The organism is Bradyrhizobium sp. CB82 (assembly GCF_029714405.1).
Lineage (GTDB): Bacteria > Pseudomonadota > Alphaproteobacteria > Rhizobiales > Xanthobacteraceae > Bradyrhizobium.
Genome location: NZ_CP121650.1, coordinates 5,603,444 through 5,621,661, shown reverse-complemented (window position 1 = coordinate 5,621,661; position 18,218 = coordinate 5,603,444). Strand labels below are relative to the sequence as shown.

Annotated in this window: 19 protein-coding genes; 14 read left to right on the top strand and 5 right to left on the bottom strand. The window is 63.9% G+C overall.

Features of this window, described 5'->3' with window-relative positions:
• Positions 1 to 48 precede the first annotated feature (48 nt).
• Positions 49 to 792 (top strand): protein-L-isoaspartate(D-aspartate) O-methyltransferase, encoded by a 744-nt coding sequence (locus QA640_RS27395; protein ID WP_283036007.1) that lies wholly within the window; start codon positions 49 to 51, stop codon positions 790 to 792.
• 113 nt (positions 793 to 905) lie between these two features.
• Here the strand turns inward: QA640_RS27395 and QA640_RS27390 are convergent, their stop codons facing one another.
• Positions 906 to 1,367 carry a VOC family protein gene (locus tag QA640_RS27390; protein ID WP_283036006.1) on the bottom strand — a complete coding sequence of 154 codons (462 nt, stop codon included), beginning with the start codon at positions 1,365 to 1,367 and terminating at the stop codon, positions 906 to 908.
• 236 nt (positions 1,368 to 1,603) lie between these two features.
• Between QA640_RS27390 and QA640_RS27385 the strand changes: the two genes are divergently transcribed.
• Entirely contained in the window at positions 1,604 to 1,930 is a 327-nt protein-coding gene (locus tag QA640_RS27385) for a twin-arginine translocation signal domain-containing protein (protein ID WP_283036005.1), read from the top strand.
• Positions 1,931 to 2,071: 141 nt separating this feature from the next.
• Here QA640_RS27385 and QA640_RS27380 read toward each other — a convergent pair whose 3' ends face one another.
• Together QA640_RS27380 and QA640_RS27375 are read right to left on the bottom strand one after the other, a co-directional pair.
• The gene (locus QA640_RS27380) at positions 2,072 to 2,293 is read right to left on the bottom strand and encodes a hypothetical protein (RefSeq protein WP_283036004.1); all 222 of its coding nucleotides are present in this window, start codon (positions 2,291 to 2,293) and stop codon (positions 2,072 to 2,074) included.
• Between the two features lie 84 nt (positions 2,294 to 2,377).
• Positions 2,378 to 3,076 (bottom strand): winged helix-turn-helix domain-containing protein, encoded by a 699-nt coding sequence (locus tag QA640_RS27375; protein ID WP_283036003.1) that lies wholly within the window; start codon positions 3,074 to 3,076, stop codon positions 2,378 to 2,380.
• Positions 3,077 to 3,238: 162 nt separating this feature from the next.
• On the opposite strand from QA640_RS27375, the gene QA640_RS27370 reads away from it, so the two are divergent.
• The 3 genes from QA640_RS27370 to QA640_RS27360 all read left to right on the top strand — a co-directional run bounded on the left by QA640_RS27370 (position 3,239) and on the right by QA640_RS27360 (position 4,809).
• Entirely contained in the window at positions 3,239 to 3,547 is a 309-nt protein-coding gene (locus tag QA640_RS27370) for an NIPSNAP family protein (RefSeq protein ID WP_283036002.1), read from the top strand.
• Positions 3,548 to 3,574: 27 nt separating this feature from the next.
• Complete coding sequence (locus tag QA640_RS27365; protein WP_283036001.1) at positions 3,575 to 3,925, top strand: antibiotic biosynthesis monooxygenase; 351 nt, start codon at positions 3,575 to 3,577, stop codon at positions 3,923 to 3,925.
• A gap of 74 nt (positions 3,926 to 3,999) precedes the next feature.
• Positions 4,000 to 4,809 carry an isocitrate lyase/phosphoenolpyruvate mutase family protein gene (locus tag QA640_RS27360; protein WP_283036000.1) on the top strand — a complete coding sequence of 270 codons (810 nt, stop codon included), beginning with the start codon at positions 4,000 to 4,002 and terminating at the stop codon, positions 4,807 to 4,809.
• Positions 4,810 to 4,865: 56 nt separating this feature from the next.
• Here the strand turns inward: QA640_RS27360 and QA640_RS27355 are convergent, their stop codons facing one another.
• Positions 4,866 to 5,249, bottom strand: coding sequence for a hypothetical protein (locus tag QA640_RS27355; RefSeq protein ID WP_283035999.1), 384 nt, complete (start codon positions 5,247 to 5,249; stop codon positions 4,866 to 4,868).
• A gap of 165 nt (positions 5,250 to 5,414) precedes the next feature.
• On the opposite strand from QA640_RS27355, the gene QA640_RS27350 reads away from it, so the two are divergent.
• Entirely contained in the window at positions 5,415 to 6,056 is a 642-nt protein-coding gene (locus QA640_RS27350; RefSeq protein ID WP_283035998.1) for a trimeric intracellular cation channel family protein, read from the top strand.
• Between the two features lie 170 nt (positions 6,057 to 6,226).
• On the opposite strand, the gene QA640_RS27345 is transcribed toward QA640_RS27350, so the two are convergent.
• On the bottom strand, positions 6,227 to 7,444 hold the full coding sequence (locus QA640_RS27345) for a c-type cytochrome (protein WP_283035997.1): 1,218 nt from the start codon (positions 7,442 to 7,444) through the stop codon (positions 6,227 to 6,229).
• Positions 7,445 to 7,709: 265 nt separating this feature from the next.
• Here QA640_RS27345 and QA640_RS27340 point away from each other — a divergent pair, with 265 nt between their 5' ends.
• From QA640_RS27340 to QA640_RS27305, 8 genes are all read left to right on the top strand, one after another.
• Positions 7,710 to 11,201, top strand: coding sequence for an indolepyruvate ferredoxin oxidoreductase family protein (locus tag QA640_RS27340; protein WP_283035996.1), 3,492 nt, complete (start codon positions 7,710 to 7,712; stop codon positions 11,199 to 11,201).
• Positions 11,202 to 11,727: 526 nt separating this feature from the next.
• Complete coding sequence (locus tag QA640_RS27335) at positions 11,728 to 12,885, top strand: thiolase domain-containing protein (RefSeq protein WP_283035995.1); 1,158 nt, start codon at positions 11,728 to 11,730, stop codon at positions 12,883 to 12,885.
• A complete protein-coding gene (locus QA640_RS27330) occupies positions 12,885 to 13,274 on the top strand; it encodes a Zn-ribbon domain-containing OB-fold protein (RefSeq protein ID WP_283035994.1) in 390 nt (129 codons plus the stop codon). The genes QA640_RS27335 and QA640_RS27330 overlap by 1 nt, the downstream gene beginning before the upstream one ends.
• A 220-nt stretch (positions 13,275 to 13,494) precedes the next feature.
• On the top strand, positions 13,495 to 14,355 hold the full coding sequence (locus tag QA640_RS27325) for a MaoC family dehydratase (RefSeq protein ID WP_283035993.1): 861 nt from the start codon (positions 13,495 to 13,497) through the stop codon (positions 14,353 to 14,355).
• 80 nt (positions 14,356 to 14,435) lie between these two features.
• Positions 14,436 to 15,314, top strand: a complete 879-nt coding sequence (locus tag QA640_RS27320; RefSeq protein ID WP_283035992.1) for an SDR family oxidoreductase — start codon at positions 14,436 to 14,438, stop codon at positions 15,312 to 15,314.
• 127 nt (positions 15,315 to 15,441) lie between these two features.
• Positions 15,442 to 16,395, top strand: a complete 954-nt coding sequence (locus QA640_RS27315; RefSeq protein WP_283035991.1) for a dihydrodipicolinate synthase family protein — start codon at positions 15,442 to 15,444, stop codon at positions 16,393 to 16,395.
• A 4-nt stretch (positions 16,396 to 16,399) separates the two neighbouring features.
• A complete protein-coding gene (locus tag QA640_RS27310) occupies positions 16,400 to 17,194 on the top strand; it encodes an NUDIX hydrolase (protein ID WP_283035990.1) in 795 nt (264 codons plus the stop codon).
• An 81-nt stretch (positions 17,195 to 17,275) separates the two neighbouring features.
• On the top strand, positions 17,276 to 18,193 hold the full coding sequence (locus QA640_RS27305) for an EamA family transporter (RefSeq protein ID WP_283035989.1): 918 nt from the start codon (positions 17,276 to 17,278) through the stop codon (positions 18,191 to 18,193).
• Positions 18,194 to 18,218 lie beyond the last annotated feature (25 nt).

Below are 18,218 nucleotides of genomic sequence, written 5' to 3'. Positions count from 1 at the left end.
GCTCAAGCGGTCGCCGTGAATTGTGTCCCTCTTGGAGGGGGCTCGATCATGAAGGTCTTGCTGCTGCTCGTGTTCGCCATGGGTGTCGTCGCGTGGGAAGCGACCGCACAGGATGCGCCTCAGGACGTACAATGCGTCCGCGAACGCGCCGCCATGGTCGAGACCATCCGGGCCTACGCCCGGTCCGCCGCCGGTGTTTTGGGACAGCAAGGCCTGTCGGAGAGGGTCCTTGAGGCCATGGCGCAAACGAAACGCCATCTGTTCATCCCCGAGCGAACCTGCTCTGTCGCATACGCGGATACGCCGGTGCCGATCGGCCTCGGCCAGACCATATCGCAGCCGTACATCGTGGCCTTGATGACCCAGTTGGCCGAGGTCGCGCCCGATCACACCGTGCTCGAAGTCGGTACGGGTTCCGGCTACCAGGCCGCCATCCTTGCGCACCTGGCGCGAAAGGTCTGCACCATCGAGATCATTCCGCAATTGGCCGAGACCGCCGCGAAAACGCTAAGAGACCTCGCGTATGACAACGTGAGCGTCAGGCTTGGCGATGGCTACGATGGCTGGCCCGAATGTGGTCCTTTTGACGCAGTCGTCGTGACTGCCGCGCTCGGGGAGCCACCGCCGCCGCTGATTGAGCAGCTTAAAGTAGGTGGCCGGCTTGTCATGCCCGTGGGACCCGGTTACAGCACCCAGCAGCTCACGGTCGTCGAAAAAATCGCTCCTGGCAAGACGATGACGCGCGCCGTCGCCCTCGTGCGCTTTGTCCCGTTCACGCGTTCACAGAACTAACGGCCCGCAATGATCCAGTGGATCAGGCGGGTCAGGCGAAGCCATAACCCGCCGCTTCTGTGATTGACCGATCGGGGATTAACTAGTCTAGCGCCAATCCACCCTCCGGGGGCCTACGCTGCCTTGTTTTGCTGCTTCATGGCCGCGGCCGCGCGCTTCTTCAACTCAGCCGGCGATACGTCCTCGATGTGGGTGCCGATGTGCCAGCGGTTGCCAGCCGGATCCTTCACGCCGCCGCTGCGGTCGCCATAGAATTGGTCCGTTGGCTCCATCAATGACGTGCCGCCAGCCTTGATCGCCTTCTGATAGACCGCATCGACGTTGGGCACGTACAGATACAGCATGGTAGATGTGGCTTGTGCGCGCTCCGAGGAGTCCGAAATCATCACGATGGAGTTTCCGATTTTGAACTCCGCATGTCCGACCTTGCCATCGGGGCGCATCAACGGCTCGAAGACCGGTTGGGCACCGAAAGCCTCTTTCATGAAGCGGATGATCTTCTCGGCGCCATCGACGACGAGATAGGGCGTGACGGTGTGGTAGCCCTCGGGAACCGGTTTTACCTGTGTTGCCATGGTTGTCTCCTCTGGTTTGATGGACTCCATGCAGGACGGCCCTACGCGCCCCCGTTTTGTTCGGAATGTTCGATCTTTTCTTTGGACAAAGTATGACCGCCGTTGTGCCATTGCGGCTGCGCGCGTGCAGTGTCAACTGCGCGCAACCTACCTGAACGATAGGTTCAGCCTGAGTTCATTTCGTCGGCTCGACACTTCCTTCGCATCATTCAACGCTGATTGAAGAGGAAGACATCATGGAGCGGCGGGATTTTTTGAAATTCGCGTTCGGTGTTGCGGCAGGTAGCGCCGCGCTGGGGGCCGGTGTACAGGCCGCACCGCTGGCACCACAGCCCATCGAAGGCCCGGTCAACCTGCCGCTCGGCAATCCCGAGGTCCATCCCGCGGTTACCAGCAGCGAGGAGGCCGGCCGGCTCAAGCCCGAGCAGGTGCGCTGGCACGGCCATCACTGGGGCTGGCACCACCACCGTCATTGGGGCTGGCGCCGCCGGCACTGGGGTTGGCATCACCGACACTGGGGCTGGCGGCATCGCTGGCACCGCCGGCGCTGGCGTCATTGGTAGGGCGTGCTGCAAGCCGCCAGTCGAATCAAAAAGGGGATCGCGGTGGCGATCCCCTTTTTCTGGCCGACGATAGCGGCAGGCGTTCAAAAAAAAGATGGCCGCGCGGTGGAGCGCGCGGCCACGCGGCTAGGCAAAATCAGATCAGACAGGGCGGCAGCGGCCGGCCCACCAGCGGAAGCCCCACGGGCAGACGCGCGGGCGAGCGACAACGACCGGAGGGGCCACCACGACCGGCGCTGGCGCCACCATGACCGCACGGCCCATCGGTCGGCAGCCGCCATGGGGGCCGCGATACAAGCCGGGTCCGCAACCGCCGGCAGCACTGGCTGCTTCGCAACCTCTTCGTGCAGATCTCCCGGGCATCCAGGTGCGAGCCGCAATAAACGCGTGGATGGCCGGGTCAAGTCCGGCAAGGACGGGAGCCTTCGTTCACACGCGATTGTGTAACTACTCGTGCCCGTTGCCGAACAGCGCGGCGAACTGCTTCTCGCCGGTACGGGTGAATTTCACCACGCGGCTGCCGGGCGCGGCATCGCGCGCCGCCCATTTCAATTCGGTGAAGCGCTTCATCATGGCCGCGCCCAGCGTGCCGGCGAGGTGATGTCGCCGCTCGCTCCAGTCGAGGCACGCCTTGCACACCGGCCGGCGCGGATGGGCGAGCATATCGGGCGAAATCTGCAAATGCTTGGCAAGGAAGCGTTCGCCCTCGACCGTGAGTGCGATGTCCTGCTTCTTCTGCTTTATAAGGCGCCGCTCGCGCAGGCTGTCGAGCATTTGCACACCGAAGTCGCCGGCGAGATGGTCGTAGCAGATCCGCGCCCGCCGCAGCGCCGGATCCTTGGGCCCGGTGCGCACGCGCATGTGGCCGGCGCGGGCGGCAAGTCCCGCAAGCCCTTCGAGCACGCCGGCAACATCCGGATCGGTGAGGCGATAATAACGGTGCCGGCCTTGTTTCTCCGGCTCGATCAGCCCGCCGGCCTCCAGCTTTGAAAGATGCGAGCTCGCGGTCTGCGGCGTGATCCCGGCCTCCTGCGCGAGCTCGCTTGCGGTCAGCGCGCGGCCGTTCATCAGCGCCGTTAGCATATTGGCGCGGGCGGGGTCGCCGACGAGCGAAGCGACCATGGCGATGTCAGGTCCTGCTTTCATGCTTCGATGATAGCCGAAGCATTGCGGTCGAGCAAGGGCGTAGGCTGTTGCCACGAACACGTCATTGCGAGCGAAGCAATCCAGACTGCTAGCGCGGCGACAGTCTGGATTGTTTCGTCGCTTCGCTCCTCGCAATGACAGTGTGGAAACAGAGGAACCCGCATGTCCATCACCGTCTTCATCCGCTATCAGCTCGATCCCTTCAAGCGCGCGCAGTTCGAGGAGTATTCGAAGCGCTGGCTCACGATCATCCCGAAATGCGGCGGCGATCTGATTGGGTACTTCATGCCGCATGAGGGAACCAACAACATCGCCTTTGCGCTGATCACCTTCGAAAGCCTGGCGGCCTATGAGGCCTATCGCGCGCGGCTGCGCCAGGACGCCGAGGGGATGGCGAACTTCCACTTCGCCGAGGAGAACAGGTTTATTCTCGCTGAGGAGCGGACGTTCTTGCGCAAGGTGGTATTGTAGGCGCAAACCAAAACAAGGGAGGCGCCCATGATCGCCGTGATCTTCGAGGTCTGGCCGAAGCCGGAGCACCGGCAGCACTATTTCGATCTCGCGGCCGATTTGAAGCCGATCCTGCAGACCATCGACGGCTTCATCTCCGTCGAACGCTTCGAAAGCCTAACCGAGAAAGGCAAGATACTGTCGGTCTCGTTCTGGCGCGACGAGGCGGCCGTGGAGGCCTGGCGCAAAACGATGGAGCACCGCCGCGCGCAGGCCAAGGGCCGCGGAGGCTTCTTTGCCGATTATCGCCTGCGCATTGCCAGCGTCGTTCGCGACTACGGCATGACCGATCGCGACGAGGCGCCAAAGGATAGCCGCGCCGTGCACGACGCGCACTAACGCATCCGAGGGCGCGCCACTGGCGCCGCCCTGGGAGAGCGCCTATGTCTGCGCGGCCAACATGGGAGAGAAACATGCACGTCACGACCGCTGACAAGCGCGCGACATTTCGGAAGATGCACGAGAGCGGCTGCTTCATCCTGCCCAATCCGTTCGATGTCGGCAGCGCCAAGGCCTTGCAGCATCTCGGCTTCAAGGCCATTGCCTCCTCGAGCGCCGGCTTTGCCTGGACCATCGGGCGCGCCGACAACCGCGTCACCGTGGACGATGTCTGTCAGCATCTGGCAGCATTGTGCTCGGCGGTCGACATCCCCGTGAATGCGGATTTCGAGGGCGGCTTCGCGGTTGAGCCGGACAAGGTCGCGGAAAATGTCGAACGCGGCGTGCGGACGGGCGTTGCCGGGCTGTCGATCGAGGATTCCACCGGCGACAAGGACAAGCCGCTCTACGATCGCGCGCTCGCAGTCGAGCGCATCCAGTCGGCGCGCAAGGCGATCGGTGATAGCGGCACGCTGCTGGTTGGTCGCTGCGAGGCCTATCTATGGGGCGTCAGCGACCTCAAGCTTGTCATCGACCGGCTCACGGCCTACGCCGATGCTGGTGCCGATTGCCTTTATGCACCGGGCCTGAAGACGCGCGAGGACATCGCTGCCGTCGTGAAGGCGGTGCATCCAAGGCCGTTCAATCTCCTGATCGGCGCCTCCGGCCTGTCGCTGCAAGAGGCCGCCGATCTCGGCGTGCGTCGGATCAGCGTCGGCGGCTCGCTTGCTCGCGTCGCCTGGGGCGGTTTCATGCGCGCGGCAAAGGAGATGGCGGAGAAGGGCACGTTCGCCGAGCTCGGGAGCGGCTATCCCGGCGGCGAGTTGAACAAGTTGTTCGGCTAACGGGTGACAAAAGCGGCGGGACGTTATCGTCCCGCCGCTTTCATGTTTCGCGAGCGTTACTGCGCCTTGCCGGCGTCAGACGGTGCAGCCGGAGCCGGCTGGCTCGGCGCCGCACCCGTGGTCACGCCCGGGGAGGTATTGTTGCGCGGCGTCACGTCGCGCATGCCCGGAGGAGCGGCCGGATTGGCAGGCGTGGTCTGCGCGGTCTTTGCCGGCGGCTCGGTCGTTGCCTGGTTCACGCTGGTATTGTTCAAGCCGTAGAACACTGCGCCGAGCACCACCGCGATCGCGACCGCAAACAGCGCGATCCTGCCGCTGGAGGCGGGGCCTTCGCCGAGCTCGGGATCCGCCTGGAGGTCGGCATCCCGCCGCGCCGCGCGGAGATACTCATCCTCACCGATGGGGCGATAGGGGTCATTCGGAAAACGGTCGTCGGCCATCGCTTGATCTCCTCGAATGGACTGACGAGACAACCCGGGGACGCGAAGTTCGGTTCCGGCGGACCTCATGCTTTCGTCGCATGTTGCCGCGTGCGCGGGAATCGGGAACCTGTCAATTGCGGAACTGCGGACCTAAGTTCCACCCTTAAAACAGGATGACGTCCGATGTGGAGCCTCCCTCCGAGCGACAGCGTGCTGCATTTCCTTTCTCTCGTTGCGGTTGCGGCGCAGGGGATGACGGCGGCGCTTGCCGCAGGCCGGCGCAGCATGGACTGGCTCGGCGTTTGCTTCCTCGGCTGCATCACGGCCCTTGGCGGTGGCACGCTGCGCGATCTCTTCCTCGGCCATTATCCGCTCTCCTGGGTGCAAAACCCCGTCTATCTTGCGCTGAGTGGCGGTGCCGCTTTCATCACGATTCTGTTCGCGCGCCTCGTGCACCGGCTCAAGCTGGCCTTCATCGTGCTCGACGCGATCGGGCTCGTGGTCTTCACCATGGCGGGCTGCGACGTCGCCTGGCAGATGGATGCATCGCTCCCCATCGTGATTGTCTCCGGCATGGTGACGGGCTGCGCCGGCGGCGTGTTGCGCGATATCCTCTGTAACGACGTGCCGCTGCTGTTTCGCTCGGAGCTCTACGCCAGCGTCTCGGTGGTGACGGGCCTGTTCTATGCCACCGCGTTCGGACTTCAGCTCAACGCAGAGCTCTGGACAATTCTCACCTTCGTGCTCGGCATCAGCTTCCGCCTTCTCGCGGTCCGCTACAAATGGGAGATGCCGAAGTTCGTGTTCACGGGCGACGAGCAGTAATTTCACCTCGCCCCGCTTGCGGGGAGAGGTCTGATCGCATCGTCAGATGCGATCCGGGTGAGGTGGATTCTCCGCGCGTCTCTCTGACATGATCTTTGCGGAAGCAGCTCCTCATCCCCAACCCTCTCCCCGGAAGAACGACGGAAGAACGGGGAGAGGGGGTTTTACTGCTACGGTCCCTGGCTCCGCGCCTTCCCGACCTGCGCGGCCGTGACCAGCGGCGCGGCATTGCCCCAGGAGTTGCGGATATAGTTCGTTACCGCTGCGATCTGCTCGTCCGACAATTGCTTGGCATAGGCCGGCATCTCGCCGGTATTGGGGGCGCGCGGCGTCGTCACGGTGTGCGCACCGTCGAGGATCACGCGGAGCGTGGATGACGGATTGTCCGATTGAAGCAGCGCATTGCCGGGCAGCGGCGGATAGATGCGCGGCGCGCCGGAGCCGTCGGCTTCATGGCAGGCGATGCAAAAGCGCGCATAGACGGCCTGGCCCGCCTTCATCTCGCCTTCCGATGGCGGCGTTGCCGTGGGCTCGCTCGGTCCTGGCGGCAGCCCCTTCAGATAGACCGCCATGGCGCGCACGTCGGCATCGCTCATCTTCGAGGTCGAGTTGACGATGACCTCGGCCATCAGCCCGTCGGCATTGCTCTTGGCATTGCGCCCGCTTTGCAGATATTCAGCGATGTCGTCCACACTCCACGATTTCAGCCCGCTTCTCGCGGCGCTATCGAGCCGTGGCGCGAACCAGCCGTCGACCTCGTTGCCCGAGAACGCCAGCTCGCGCTTGTCGGCGCCAAAATAGTTCTTCGGCGTGTGGCAAGCGCCGCAATGGCCGAGCCCGGTCACGAGATAGCCGCCGCGATTCCAGGCGGCGGTCTTGAACTGGTCGGGCTCGAACAGGCCGGGCTTGAAGAACAGCCAGTTCCAGGCGCGCATCAGGGTTCGATAGCCAAACGGCCAGCGCAGCTCCGGCGATTTAACGCGGTTCGCAACAGGCGCCTGCGTGGAAAGATACGCGCGGATCGCGAGCGTGTCGTCCCTGGTCATCCTGGTGAAATAGGGGTAGGGGAACGCCGGATAATAATAGGAGCCATCCGGCGCGATGCCGAAGCGCAGCGCGCGGGTGAAATCGGCCTCCGTCCAGCCGCCGATGCCGGTGTCGCGATCAGGCGTCAGGTTCGGCGCATAGACCCCGCCAAACGGCGTATCGATGCGCTTGCCGCCCGCGAACGGTTTTGCGGGATCGGCGGTGTGGCAACTTGCGCAGTCGCCCGCTTCCACCAGCGCCTTGCCGTGGGCGATTACCTCCGGCGAAGGCTCGCTGGCGGTCGCTGCGACCGCACTGCACAACGTGAGCCCTGACACCAGAGATGCCAGAATCGTCCGCATTCCCGGCCTCCCCCCGCGACCAATCGCCTGGGACGCATTATAGACGTGTTACGTCGTTTCGCGACGCCCCGGGTATGCTGACACAAATTGAAAAGGGCGGGCGGACTTGCCGCCACGAAGTTGCGATTTTCGTGGGTAGCCCGCTTTGGTCCAGATTTGTGATGCGGAGGCTTAAAATTCCGACATAGAGTGGCGCGGGCACCCGGGGCGCCCTAGCTAAAAACAGCGGGTACGCCAACGACTTAAGAGGGCGAAGAGGACAAGAATGGGCATCAACCAGGGTCCGATCAGTCTCGATCAGAAATACACTCAATCCACCGGACACGTCTTCACCACGGGAATCCAGGCGCTGGTCCGCCTGCCCATGGCCCAGATCCGGCGCGACCGCGCCGCAGGGCTGAACACCGCTGGCTTCATCTCCGGCTACCGCGGCTCGCCGCTCGGCGGCTATGACCAGCAACTCTTCGCCGCCCGAAAGCATCTCGAGCAGTACAACATCAAGTTCCAGCCTGGCGTGAACGAGGACCTGGCCGCGACCGCGATCTGGGGCTCGCAGCAGCTCAACCTCTCACCCGGTGCCAAGTACGACGGCGTGGTCGGCATCTGGTACGGCAAGGGTCCCGGCGTCGACCGCTGCGGCGATGTCTTCCGGCACGGCAATGCGGCGGGCTCGGCCAAGAACGGCGGCGTGCTCTGCCTTGCCGGCGATGACCACGGGGCAAAATCCTCGACCGTTCCGCATCAGTCCGACCACGCCTTCATCTCGGCGCTGATGCCGTATCTCTATCCCTCCAGCATCCACGAGATGATCGAGATGGGTCTGCTCGGCATTGCGATGTCGCGCTACTCGGGCTGCTGGATCGGCATGAAGGTGATCACGGAGACGGTGGAGACCACCGCCGAGATCGATCTCACCGACGAGATGAAGCCCTTCATCATCCCCTCGGATTTCGAGCTGCCGCCCGGCGGCCTCAATCTGCGCTGGCCCGACGATCGCTTCGAGCAGGACCGGCGCCTCCAGGACTACAAGGGCTATGCGGCGATCGCCTTTGCCCGCGCCAACAAGGTCAACCGCGTCACGATGGACTCGCCGAACGCCCGCTACGGCATCATGGCGTCGGGCAAGAGCTATGAGGACGTGCGGCAAGCGCTGCGCGAGCTCGGCGTCACCGAGGAGGTCGCAGCAAAGATTGGCCTTCGCCTCTACAAGATCGGTATGCCCTGGCCGCTGGAGCCTGAAGGCGTGCGCCAATTCGCCGTCGGCCTCGAGGAAATCTTCATCATCGAGGAACGCCGCGAGATCGTCGAGAACCAGGTCAAGCAGGAGCTGTTCAACTGGCGCGACGACGTCCGCCCGCGCATCATCGGCAAGATGGACGACCACGACAAGCGCTTCCTCACCTTTGCCGCCGAGCTCAGCGTCGCTTCCCTTGCGAGCTCGATTACCGAACGGCTCCTTCGACTTAATCTCAATCCTGAAATCGCCGACATGCTCCGCGCCAAGGCCGACTGGTTCAACGGCCGCCAGGCAACCCAGATGCAGGCCACCGCGCCCGTTTCCCGTACCCCTTATTTCTGCTCCGGCTGCCCCCACAACACATCAACGAAGGTCCCCGAAGGCAGCCGCGCGCTTGCCGGCATCGGATGCCACTTCATGGCGCTGTGGATGGACCGCTCGACCGAGACGTTTACGCATATGGGCGGCGAGGGCGTGCCGTGGGTCGGCATCGCACCCTTCACCAACGAGAATCACATCTTCGCCAATCTCGGCGACGGCACCTATTTCCACTCCGGCATCCTGGCGATCCGCCAGTCGATCGCCTCCAAGGCCAACATCACCTACAAGATTCTCTACAACGATGCGGTGGCCATGACCGGCGGCCAGCGCCATGACGGTGACCTCTCGCCGCAGCAGATCACCTTCCAGCTCCACGCCGAAGGCATCCGGGAGCTCTATCTCGTCTCGGAAAATCCGGACGCCTATCCCGCTGATACCATCGCGCCCGGCGTGAAGAAGTATCATCGCGACGAGCTCGAGAACGTCATGAAGATGTGCCGCGAGTACAAGGGCACGTCCGCGATCGTCTTCGTGCAGACCTGCGCCGCCGAAAAGCGCCGTCGCCGCAAGCGCGGCCTGATGGAGGATCCGCCGCGCCGCGTGATGATCAACCCGGCGGTCTGCGAGGGCTGCGGCGACTGCTCGGTGCAGTCGAACTGTATCTCGGTCGAGCCGCTGGAGACCGAGTTCGGCCGCAAGCGCACCATCAACCAGTCGTCCTGCAACAAGGACTATTCGTGTCTCAAGGGCTTCTGTCCGTCCTTCGTCACGATCGACGGCGGCGCGCCGCGCCACCGTGCGCCAGCGGAGCCTGTCGATATCGGCGAGCTGCCGGCGCCCGCGTCGCAGCCCTCGCTGGACAAGCCCTACAATATCGCCGTCGGCGGCGTCGGCGGCACCGGCGTGCTCACGATCGGCGCGCTGCTCGGCATGGCCGCCCATATCGAGGGCAAGGCCTCGATGATCCTCGACATGTCGGGCCTCGCACAAAAGGGCGGGGCGGTGCTGAGCCACGTCCGTCTGTCGGATCATCCGGCGGAGGTCACGTGCTCGCGCATCGTCACCGGCACGGCCGATCTCGTGCTCGCTGCGGACGAGGTCGTCGCAGTTGCCAAGGACACGATCTCGCTCTGTGACAGCAGCCGCACGCGCGGGATCATTAACAGCCACGTCATCCCCACCGCCGACTTCATCCTCAATCGCGATTTCAACTTCCAGACCCGTAAATTGAATGCGGTGCTCGAAACCGCGCTGCACAAAGACTCCAGCTTCTTCGACTTCACCAAGCCCGCCGAGCAGCTCCTTGGCGATGCCATCGCCACCAACATGATGATGATGGGCTACGCCTATCAGAAGGGCCTCCTGCCGGTTGGCGCCGAGGCGATCGAGCAGGCGATCGAGGTCAACGGCGTCTCGATCAAGATGAACAAGGAAGCCTTCCGCCTCGGTCGCCTCGCGGTGGCCGATCCCAAGCGGCTCCAGGACATGCTGAAGGGCCAGGACGAGGTGGTCGCGCCGAAGAGCCTTGAAGCGATGACCCTCGACGAGATCATCGAGCATCGCGCCAAGCATCTCACTTCCTACCAGAATGGCCGCCTCGCAAAACGCTATCGCAAGCTGGTCGACCAGGTCCGCGACGCCGCGGTGAAGGGTGGCTATGGCGATGCGCTGCCGCGCGCGGTGGCGATCAACTACGCAAAGCTGCTCGCCTACAAGGACGAGTACGAGGTCGCACGTCTCTTCACAGACGGCCAGTTCGAGCAGCAGCTTCGCGACCAGTTCGAAGGCGACTTCAAGTTCAGCTTCAACCTCGCGCCGCCGATCTTGGCGTCAGGCATTGACGCGCAGGGACGCCCGAAGAAGCGCGCCTTCGGCCCGTGGATGCTGGGCGTGTTCCGTTGGCTGGCAAAATTCCGCTTCCTGCGCGGCACCCCGCTCGACATTTTTGGCTACTCGGCCGACCGTAAGCTCGACCGCGACCTGATCGCCGGCTACGAGAAGGACGTCGCCACCGTGCTCGGCCTCTTGTCGCTGGTCACGCACGACACAGCGGTGGAGCTGTTGTCGCTGCCCGACCGCATCCGCGGCTACGGCCCGGTGAAGGACAAGGCGGTGCAGGCCGCGAAAGCCCGCTACGCCCAGCTCGCCGCCGACCTCGCGAGCCCGCCAGCTGCGCCGCGGCAGATCGCGGCGGAGTAGCTCCATCCCCTCATGGTGAGGAGGCGCGAAGCGCCGTCTCGAACCATGCAGGCCCGGCTCTCACCCGCGGCCAGCCTTCGAGACGACCGCTGCGCGGTCTCCTCAGGATGAGTATTGTGTGTTGCCGATGCTTAGGTGGGCAAAGTCACGAAGCGCCGTGCTCACCATCTCATCCGAACTGCGTGAGAAGAGGTGGGCAGGCTTCCGCCTTCGCTCTTCGAGCTACGGCGGACACGCCGCTTGGCCCATCCTGCAACCCACAACCCATTGTGTTGCCCGACGGGCAAAATGCACTATTGCTGCTTTGCATGGGGTTGATTTCGAAAAAAAAGAAAATCGCTTGTGCCGTCGGGCAAATCACGTTTATGATCTTGCAGATTGCCGATCGCGAATGCGAGTGACTGCCCGGACATCGATTTGAGTCTAGCCGCTACCCTCTCGCCCGACGGAATATTTCCGCGCTTGCCAATACCGGCACGGCGCGTCAGAAAACCAGAGCAAGAAGAAACGCCAGCGGAGACTCGACTTGACCATCAAGGGCAAGGCCTACATTGCCGGGATCTATGAGCACCCGACCCGGCATGCGCCGGACAAATCCACCGCACAGCTTCACGCCGAGGTCGCCAAGGGCGCGATCGAGGATGCGGGGCTCAGCAAGGACGACGTTGACGGCTATTTTTGCGCGGGCGATGCGCCCGGCGGCGCCTGGCCGATGGTCGATTATCTCGGCCTGAATACGAAGAAGCTGCGCCACGTCGATTCCACCGAGACCGGCGGCTGTTCCTACATCATCCATCTCGGCCATGCGGCAGAAGCGATCGCCGCGGGCAAATGCTCGATCGCGCTGATCACGCTCGCAGGCAAGCCGCGCACCGGTCCGATGCCGCCGCGGGCGGCCGGCGCGGAAGCCGATTTCGAGGCTGTGTATGGCGCGACCACTCACAATGCCTATGGCATGTGTGCCATGCGCCACATGCACGACTATGGCACCACCTCCGAGCAGCTCGCCTGGATCAAGGTCGCGGCTTCGCATCACGCCCAATACAATCCGCATGCGATGCTCAAGGACGTCGTCACAGTCGAGGACGTCCTGAACTCGCCGATGATCTCCGATCCGCTGCATCGCATGGATTGCTGCGTCGTCTCCGATGGCGGCGGCGCGCTGATCGTGACGACGCCGGACATTGCCAAGAGCCTGAAGAAGCCGCAGGTGCGCCTGATCGGCCATGGCGAAGCCATGAAGGGGCCGCGCGGCGGCAAGGATCTCGATCTCACTTACTCCGCAGGTGTCTGGTCCGGCCCGCGCGCCTTCGAAGAAGCGGGCATCACGCCCAAGGACATCAAATACGCCTCGATTTACGACAGCTTCACCATCACCGTCTTGATGCAACTCGAGGACCTCGGCTTTTGCAGGAAAGGCGAGGGCGGAAAGTTCGTCGCCGATGGTAACCTGATCTCGGGCGTCGGCAAGCTGCCTTTCAATACTGATGGCGGTGGTCTGTGCAGCAACCATCCCGTCAACCGCGGCGGCATGACCAAGATCATCGAGGCCGTCAGGCAGCTGCGCGGCGAGGCGCATCCGAAGGTCCAGGTCAAGAATTGCGATCTTGCCATCGCCCACGGCACCGGCGGATTGTTGGGCGTCCGCCATGCTGCCTCGACGGCCATTCTGGAGCGCGTGTGATGGTAGATGCAAAAAAATATCCGGCCCCGGTGACCAATGCCGAGACTGCGCCATTCTGGGACGCGGCTCGCCAGGGCAAGTTCATGATCAAGCGCTGCACGTCTTGCGGTGACGCGCACTACTTCCCGCGCGCGATCTGTCCGTTCTGCTTCTCCGACAAGACAGTGTGGGAGGAGAGTTCGGGCGAGGGCACGATCTACACCTACAGCTTGATGCGGAAGTCTCCGACGGGGCCCTATGCGATCGGCTACGTCACGCTGAAGGAAGGCCCGTCGCTGCAAACCAATTTCGTCGACTGCGATCTGACAACGCTGAAGATCGGCCAGAAGGTAAAGGTGGTGTTCAAGCCGACGGATGGCGCACCATTGCCGTTCTTCACGGTCGCCTGACGCGAAGCAAGATGTAACCCTCTCCCCTTGTGGGAGAGGGTGGCAGCCGAAGGCTGCCGGGTGAGGGGTCTCTCTCCACACGAAAAGAGTCATCGCGGAGCCAACCCCTCACCCGAGTGAGTTTGTTGCGAGAGCGGTGCTGCCCTCTCCCACAAGGGGAGAGGGCACATTGACGGGCGCCGCTGCTGGCTGAGAAGAATGCCGGGAGGAAACCAGAAAAATGTCCGCCAGATACGACGAACTGAAGGGCCTGAAAAACCTCGGACAGAGATACGCCTACACCGACCGCGAGGTGATGCTCTACGCCTATGGTATCGGGCTCGGCTCCGATCCCATGGACGAGAAGGAACTCGCCTTCGTCAACGAGGGCACGCTGACGCCGCGGCCGCTCAAGGTGGTGCCGACGTTTGCCTCCGTTGCGGCCTGGGGTTCGGGCCCAGGCGAGATGAATCTGAATCGCGTCATGGTGGTCGACGGTGAGCGCGACATCACGTTCCACCAGCCATTGCCGGCCGCGGCCCACATCACCGCCGACTCCTCGGTGCTCGAGGTCTACGACAAGGGCAAGGACAAGGGCGTGGTGATCAGCCACCAGACGGTTCTCAAGAACGAGAAGGGCGAGAAGCTCGCGACCCTCGTCGCCTCGCGCTTTGCCCGCGGCGATGGCGGTTTCGGCGGGCCGAACCTGACGCAGCCCGACCCGCACAAGATCCCGTCGCGCAACCCCGACAGGACGATCGACATCTCCACGCGCCCCGACCAGGCGCTGGTCTATCGTCTCTGCGGCGATCGCAATCCGCTGCACTCCGATCCCGAGTTCGCGAAGAAGGCAGGCTTTCCGCGTCCGATCCTGCACGGCATGTGCACCTACGGCATCACCTGTCGCGGCGTGCTCCAGACCTATGCCGACTACGATCCAGGTGCCTTCCGCCAGCACATCGCGCGGTTCTCATCACCCGTCTATCCCGGCGAGACCGTGACTATGGACCTCTGGAAGGACGGCAACGTGATCTCCTTCGAGGCGAAGGTGAAGTCGCGCGGCGTCACCGTGATCAAGAACGGCAAGACGCTGCTCGCGTAGCTCTCGTGCCCGGACGCAGCGCAGCGTTTCACGCTGCATCGCGTCCGGGATACGACAAAACAAAAAAGGGAGAAGCCACGATGGGACTACTCGACGGCAAGGTTGCGCTGATCACCGGCGCGGGCGGCGGGCTCGGTGAGGCCTACGCAAAACTGTTCGCGCGGGAAGGGGCAGCGGTCGTCGTCAACGACCTCGGTGGTCCCCGCGACGGCTCCGCCGCCGACAAGTCGATGGCCGAGCATGTGGTCGACGCGATCAAGGCCGAAGGCGGCCGCGCGGTCGCCAACAGCGCCGACATCTCCACCATGGAGGGCGGCCAGTCCGTGTTCGACGATGCTATCAGGCACTTTGGCCGCGCCGACATTCTCGTCAACAATGCCGGCATCTTGCGCGACCAGACTTTTGCCAAGGCCGCGGAAGCCGACTGGGACAGGGTGATCAAGGTGCACCTCAAGGGCACCTTCTGCTGCACATTGCCGGTGTTTCGCTGGATGCGGGAAAATGGCGGCGGCGTCATCGTCAACACCTCCTCAACCTCCGGCCTCATCGGCAATTTCGGCCAGACCAACTACGGCGCGGCCAAGGGCGGCATCTGGGGCCTGTCCAACGTGCTGGCGATCGAGGGCCGCAAATACAACATCCGGATCTGGACGCTGGCGCCGGGCGCGCTGACCCGCATGACCGCAGATCTGCCCCGCTATAAAGAGAACCCCGGTGCGGCGCTCGGGCCGGACGGCATTGCGCCGGCCGTGCTATACATGGTTAGTGATTTGTCGGGCGATCAGACGGGCAAGGTGCTGGGCGTATCCGGGCCCCGCGGCGTGCGCGAAATGCGGATGATGGAGATGGAAGGCTGGAAACCGCCGCACACGGGCTGGAAGGCCCAGGACATCGTCGATCACGCCAAGGAGATTTTCTTCTCCGAGGAGGAGATCAAGAAGTCGGCGCGGCGCTTTTAGCCGAACTGTCATTTCGGGGCACGCGAAGCGTGAGCCCGGAATCCATAACCACCATCGGGGTTATATTCCGGGCCTCGCCCTTCGGGCCATCCTGGAATGACGAAAGAGAGATAGACAAGGACGGAAGATGAAACTCACCGCCGAAGCCAAGGGCACCTTCGCGATCGCGCCGACGCCGTTCCATGATGACGGCCGGATCGACGAGCGCTCGATCGACCGCCTGACCGATTTCTACGAGCAAGTCGGCTGCGACGGCGTGACCGTGCTCGGCATCCTCGGCGAGGCGCCGAAGCTCGATGCCGCCGAGGCCGAGCAGGTGGCGGTGCGCTTCGTCAAGCGCGCCAAGAAGATGCAGGTGATCGTCGGCGTGTCCGCGCCGGGCTTTGCCACGATGCGCTCACTCGCGAAGGCTTCGATGGATGCAGGCGCAGCCGGCGTGATGATCGCCCCGCCGCCCACCTTGCGCACCGACGATCAGATAGTCGGCTATTTCAAGCAGGCTGCCGAAGCGATCGGCCCCGACGTGCCGTGGGTGCTTCAGGATTATCCGCTCACGCTCTCCGTCGTGTTCACTCCCGCGGTGATCCGCAAGATCGTCACCGACAATCCGAGCTGCGTGATGCTCAAGCACGAGGATTGGCCGGGGCTGGAGAAGATCTCGACGCTGCGCAGCTTCCAGAAGGACGGCTCGCTGCGACCCCTCTCGATCCTCTGCGGCAATGGCGGCATGTTCCTCGACTTCGAAATGGAGCGCGGCGCCGACGGCGCGATGACCGGCTATGCCTTCCCCGAGCTGCTGATCGATGTCGTGCGTCTCTCCAAGGACGGCAAGCGCGATGCTGCGCACGATCTGTTCGATGCCCATCTGCCTCTAATGCGCTACGAGCAGCAGCCCGGCGCCGGCCTCGCGGTGCGCAAATACGTGCTCCAGAAGCGCGGCATCATCGCCTCCAGCGCGCAGCGCAAGCCCGGCGCGACCATCACGCCGGCGGCGAAAGCGGAGGTCGAATACCTGCTGTCGCGCGTGGCCCGCGTCGACAAGCGCGCCAATCTCCAACCGCAATCGAGTGCCGCAGGTTAGTTGCATGCCTGAGACCGCCGCATCACGTCCCGCCTCAACGATTCTCCTGCTCCGCGACGGCGCCAAGGAGGTGGAAGTCTTTATGATGGTGCGTCACCATCAGATCGAGTTCAATTCGGGCGCGCTGGTGTTTCCCGGCGGTAGCGTCGATGCCGGCGACAAGGAGATCATTGCGCGGGCCGAGCTTTATTCGGGCGGCGAGGGGCTTTCGGACTCCGATCTCGGCTTTCGGATCGCCGCGATCCGCGAAACCTTTGAGGAGAGCGGCATCTTGCTGGCGCGCGAAAGAGGCTCCGCCGCGCCGGTCGACGCCAAACGTGCCGGCGCTATTGCGGACGCTCATCGCGTTGCGCTCAATGAGCACAAGATCAGTTTCCTCAGTATCCTCTCCGACAACGGCCTCCAGCTCGCGCTCGACGCGCTCTTGCCCTATGCGCACTGGATCACGCCGGAGGGCATGCCGAAGCGCTTCGACACCTGGTTCTTCCTCGCCGCCGCGCCGCCCGATCAGCTCGGCGCCCATGACGGAAGGGAGTCGACGGACTCGATCTGGGTGTCGCCGCGTGAAGCCGTCGAAGGCGGCGAGAGCGGCCGGTTCAAGCTGCCGTTCCCGACTACGCGTAACCTGATCCGGCTTGCCAAGCAGCCGTCGGTGACGTCCGCTCTCGAGCATGCCCGCGGCATGTCCATCGTCACGGTGATGCCGGTGATGACCAAGACCGAAACGGGTCGCCAGCTCCGCATCCCCCGCGAGGCCGGCTATGACGGCGAAGTGTTCGAGGTCGGCGCCCTCGGCTGACACACTTCGAGACAGAGCGAAGTATTATTGGCTGCTGTGCGCTAGGTTCCGACTTGCTGATAGCGAGATGGAGCGCGCGCCATGGACACCTTACGGCGGGAATCGACGGTCACCTTCGAACTCGCACTGCCGCTCCTGCTTGCAGCGCTCTGGGGCGGCTCCTACACCCTCATCAAGCTCGGCGTCGCCACGATTGCACCGATCACGCTGATCGCTGCGCGCACGGCGATCGCGGGCGCGCTGCTGCTGACGGTGATGCGCCTGCACGGCATCGCCATGCCGACTGATCTTGCGATCTGGCGCCGCTTCGCGTTCCAGGCCTGCCTCAACAGCGTGGTCCCCTGGACCCTGATCGCCTGGGGCGAGCGCTATGTCGATGCGGCCCTCGCCACCATCCTCAACTCGGCCGCGCCGATCTTCACCTTCCTGTTCACGGCCCTGATCACCCGGCACGAGGCTACCAACCCGCGAAAACTGTTCGGCGTCATCGCCGGCATGGCCGGGATCTGCCTGATCGTCGGCGTCGATGCATTTCATGACGTCGGCCGCGGCCTCGCCGCCGAAGCTGCGATCGTCGCGGCAACGCTCTGCTATGCCTGCGCGGCCATCTTCAGCCGCGGCTTCAGGGAGCTCGATCCGATGGCGCCCGCCGCGGGCTCGCTGCTCGCTGGCGCCGCGGTCCTGATCCCGGCCTCGCTCGCCATCGAGCAGCCCTGGAGGATGTCGCCTTCGGCAGGTTCCGTCCTGGCGCTGTCGGCTCTCGCCGTGTTTTCGACCGCAGCGGCCTTCGTAATCTATTTCCGTCTGATCCAGACCCTCGGCTCGGTCGGCACCACAGCGCAGGCCTATTTGCGCGTGCCGATCGGCGTCGCCATCGGCGTGGCGTTACTCGGCGAGAGCCTGAGCCGGACAGCGTGGATCGGGCTCGCCTCGGTCGTCATCGGCGTCGCCGCCATGACCATCCCGGGAAGCGCCGCGCGGATGGCTAAAGTATCGTAAAGTCCTGGCGCCCGGCCTTCGAGGC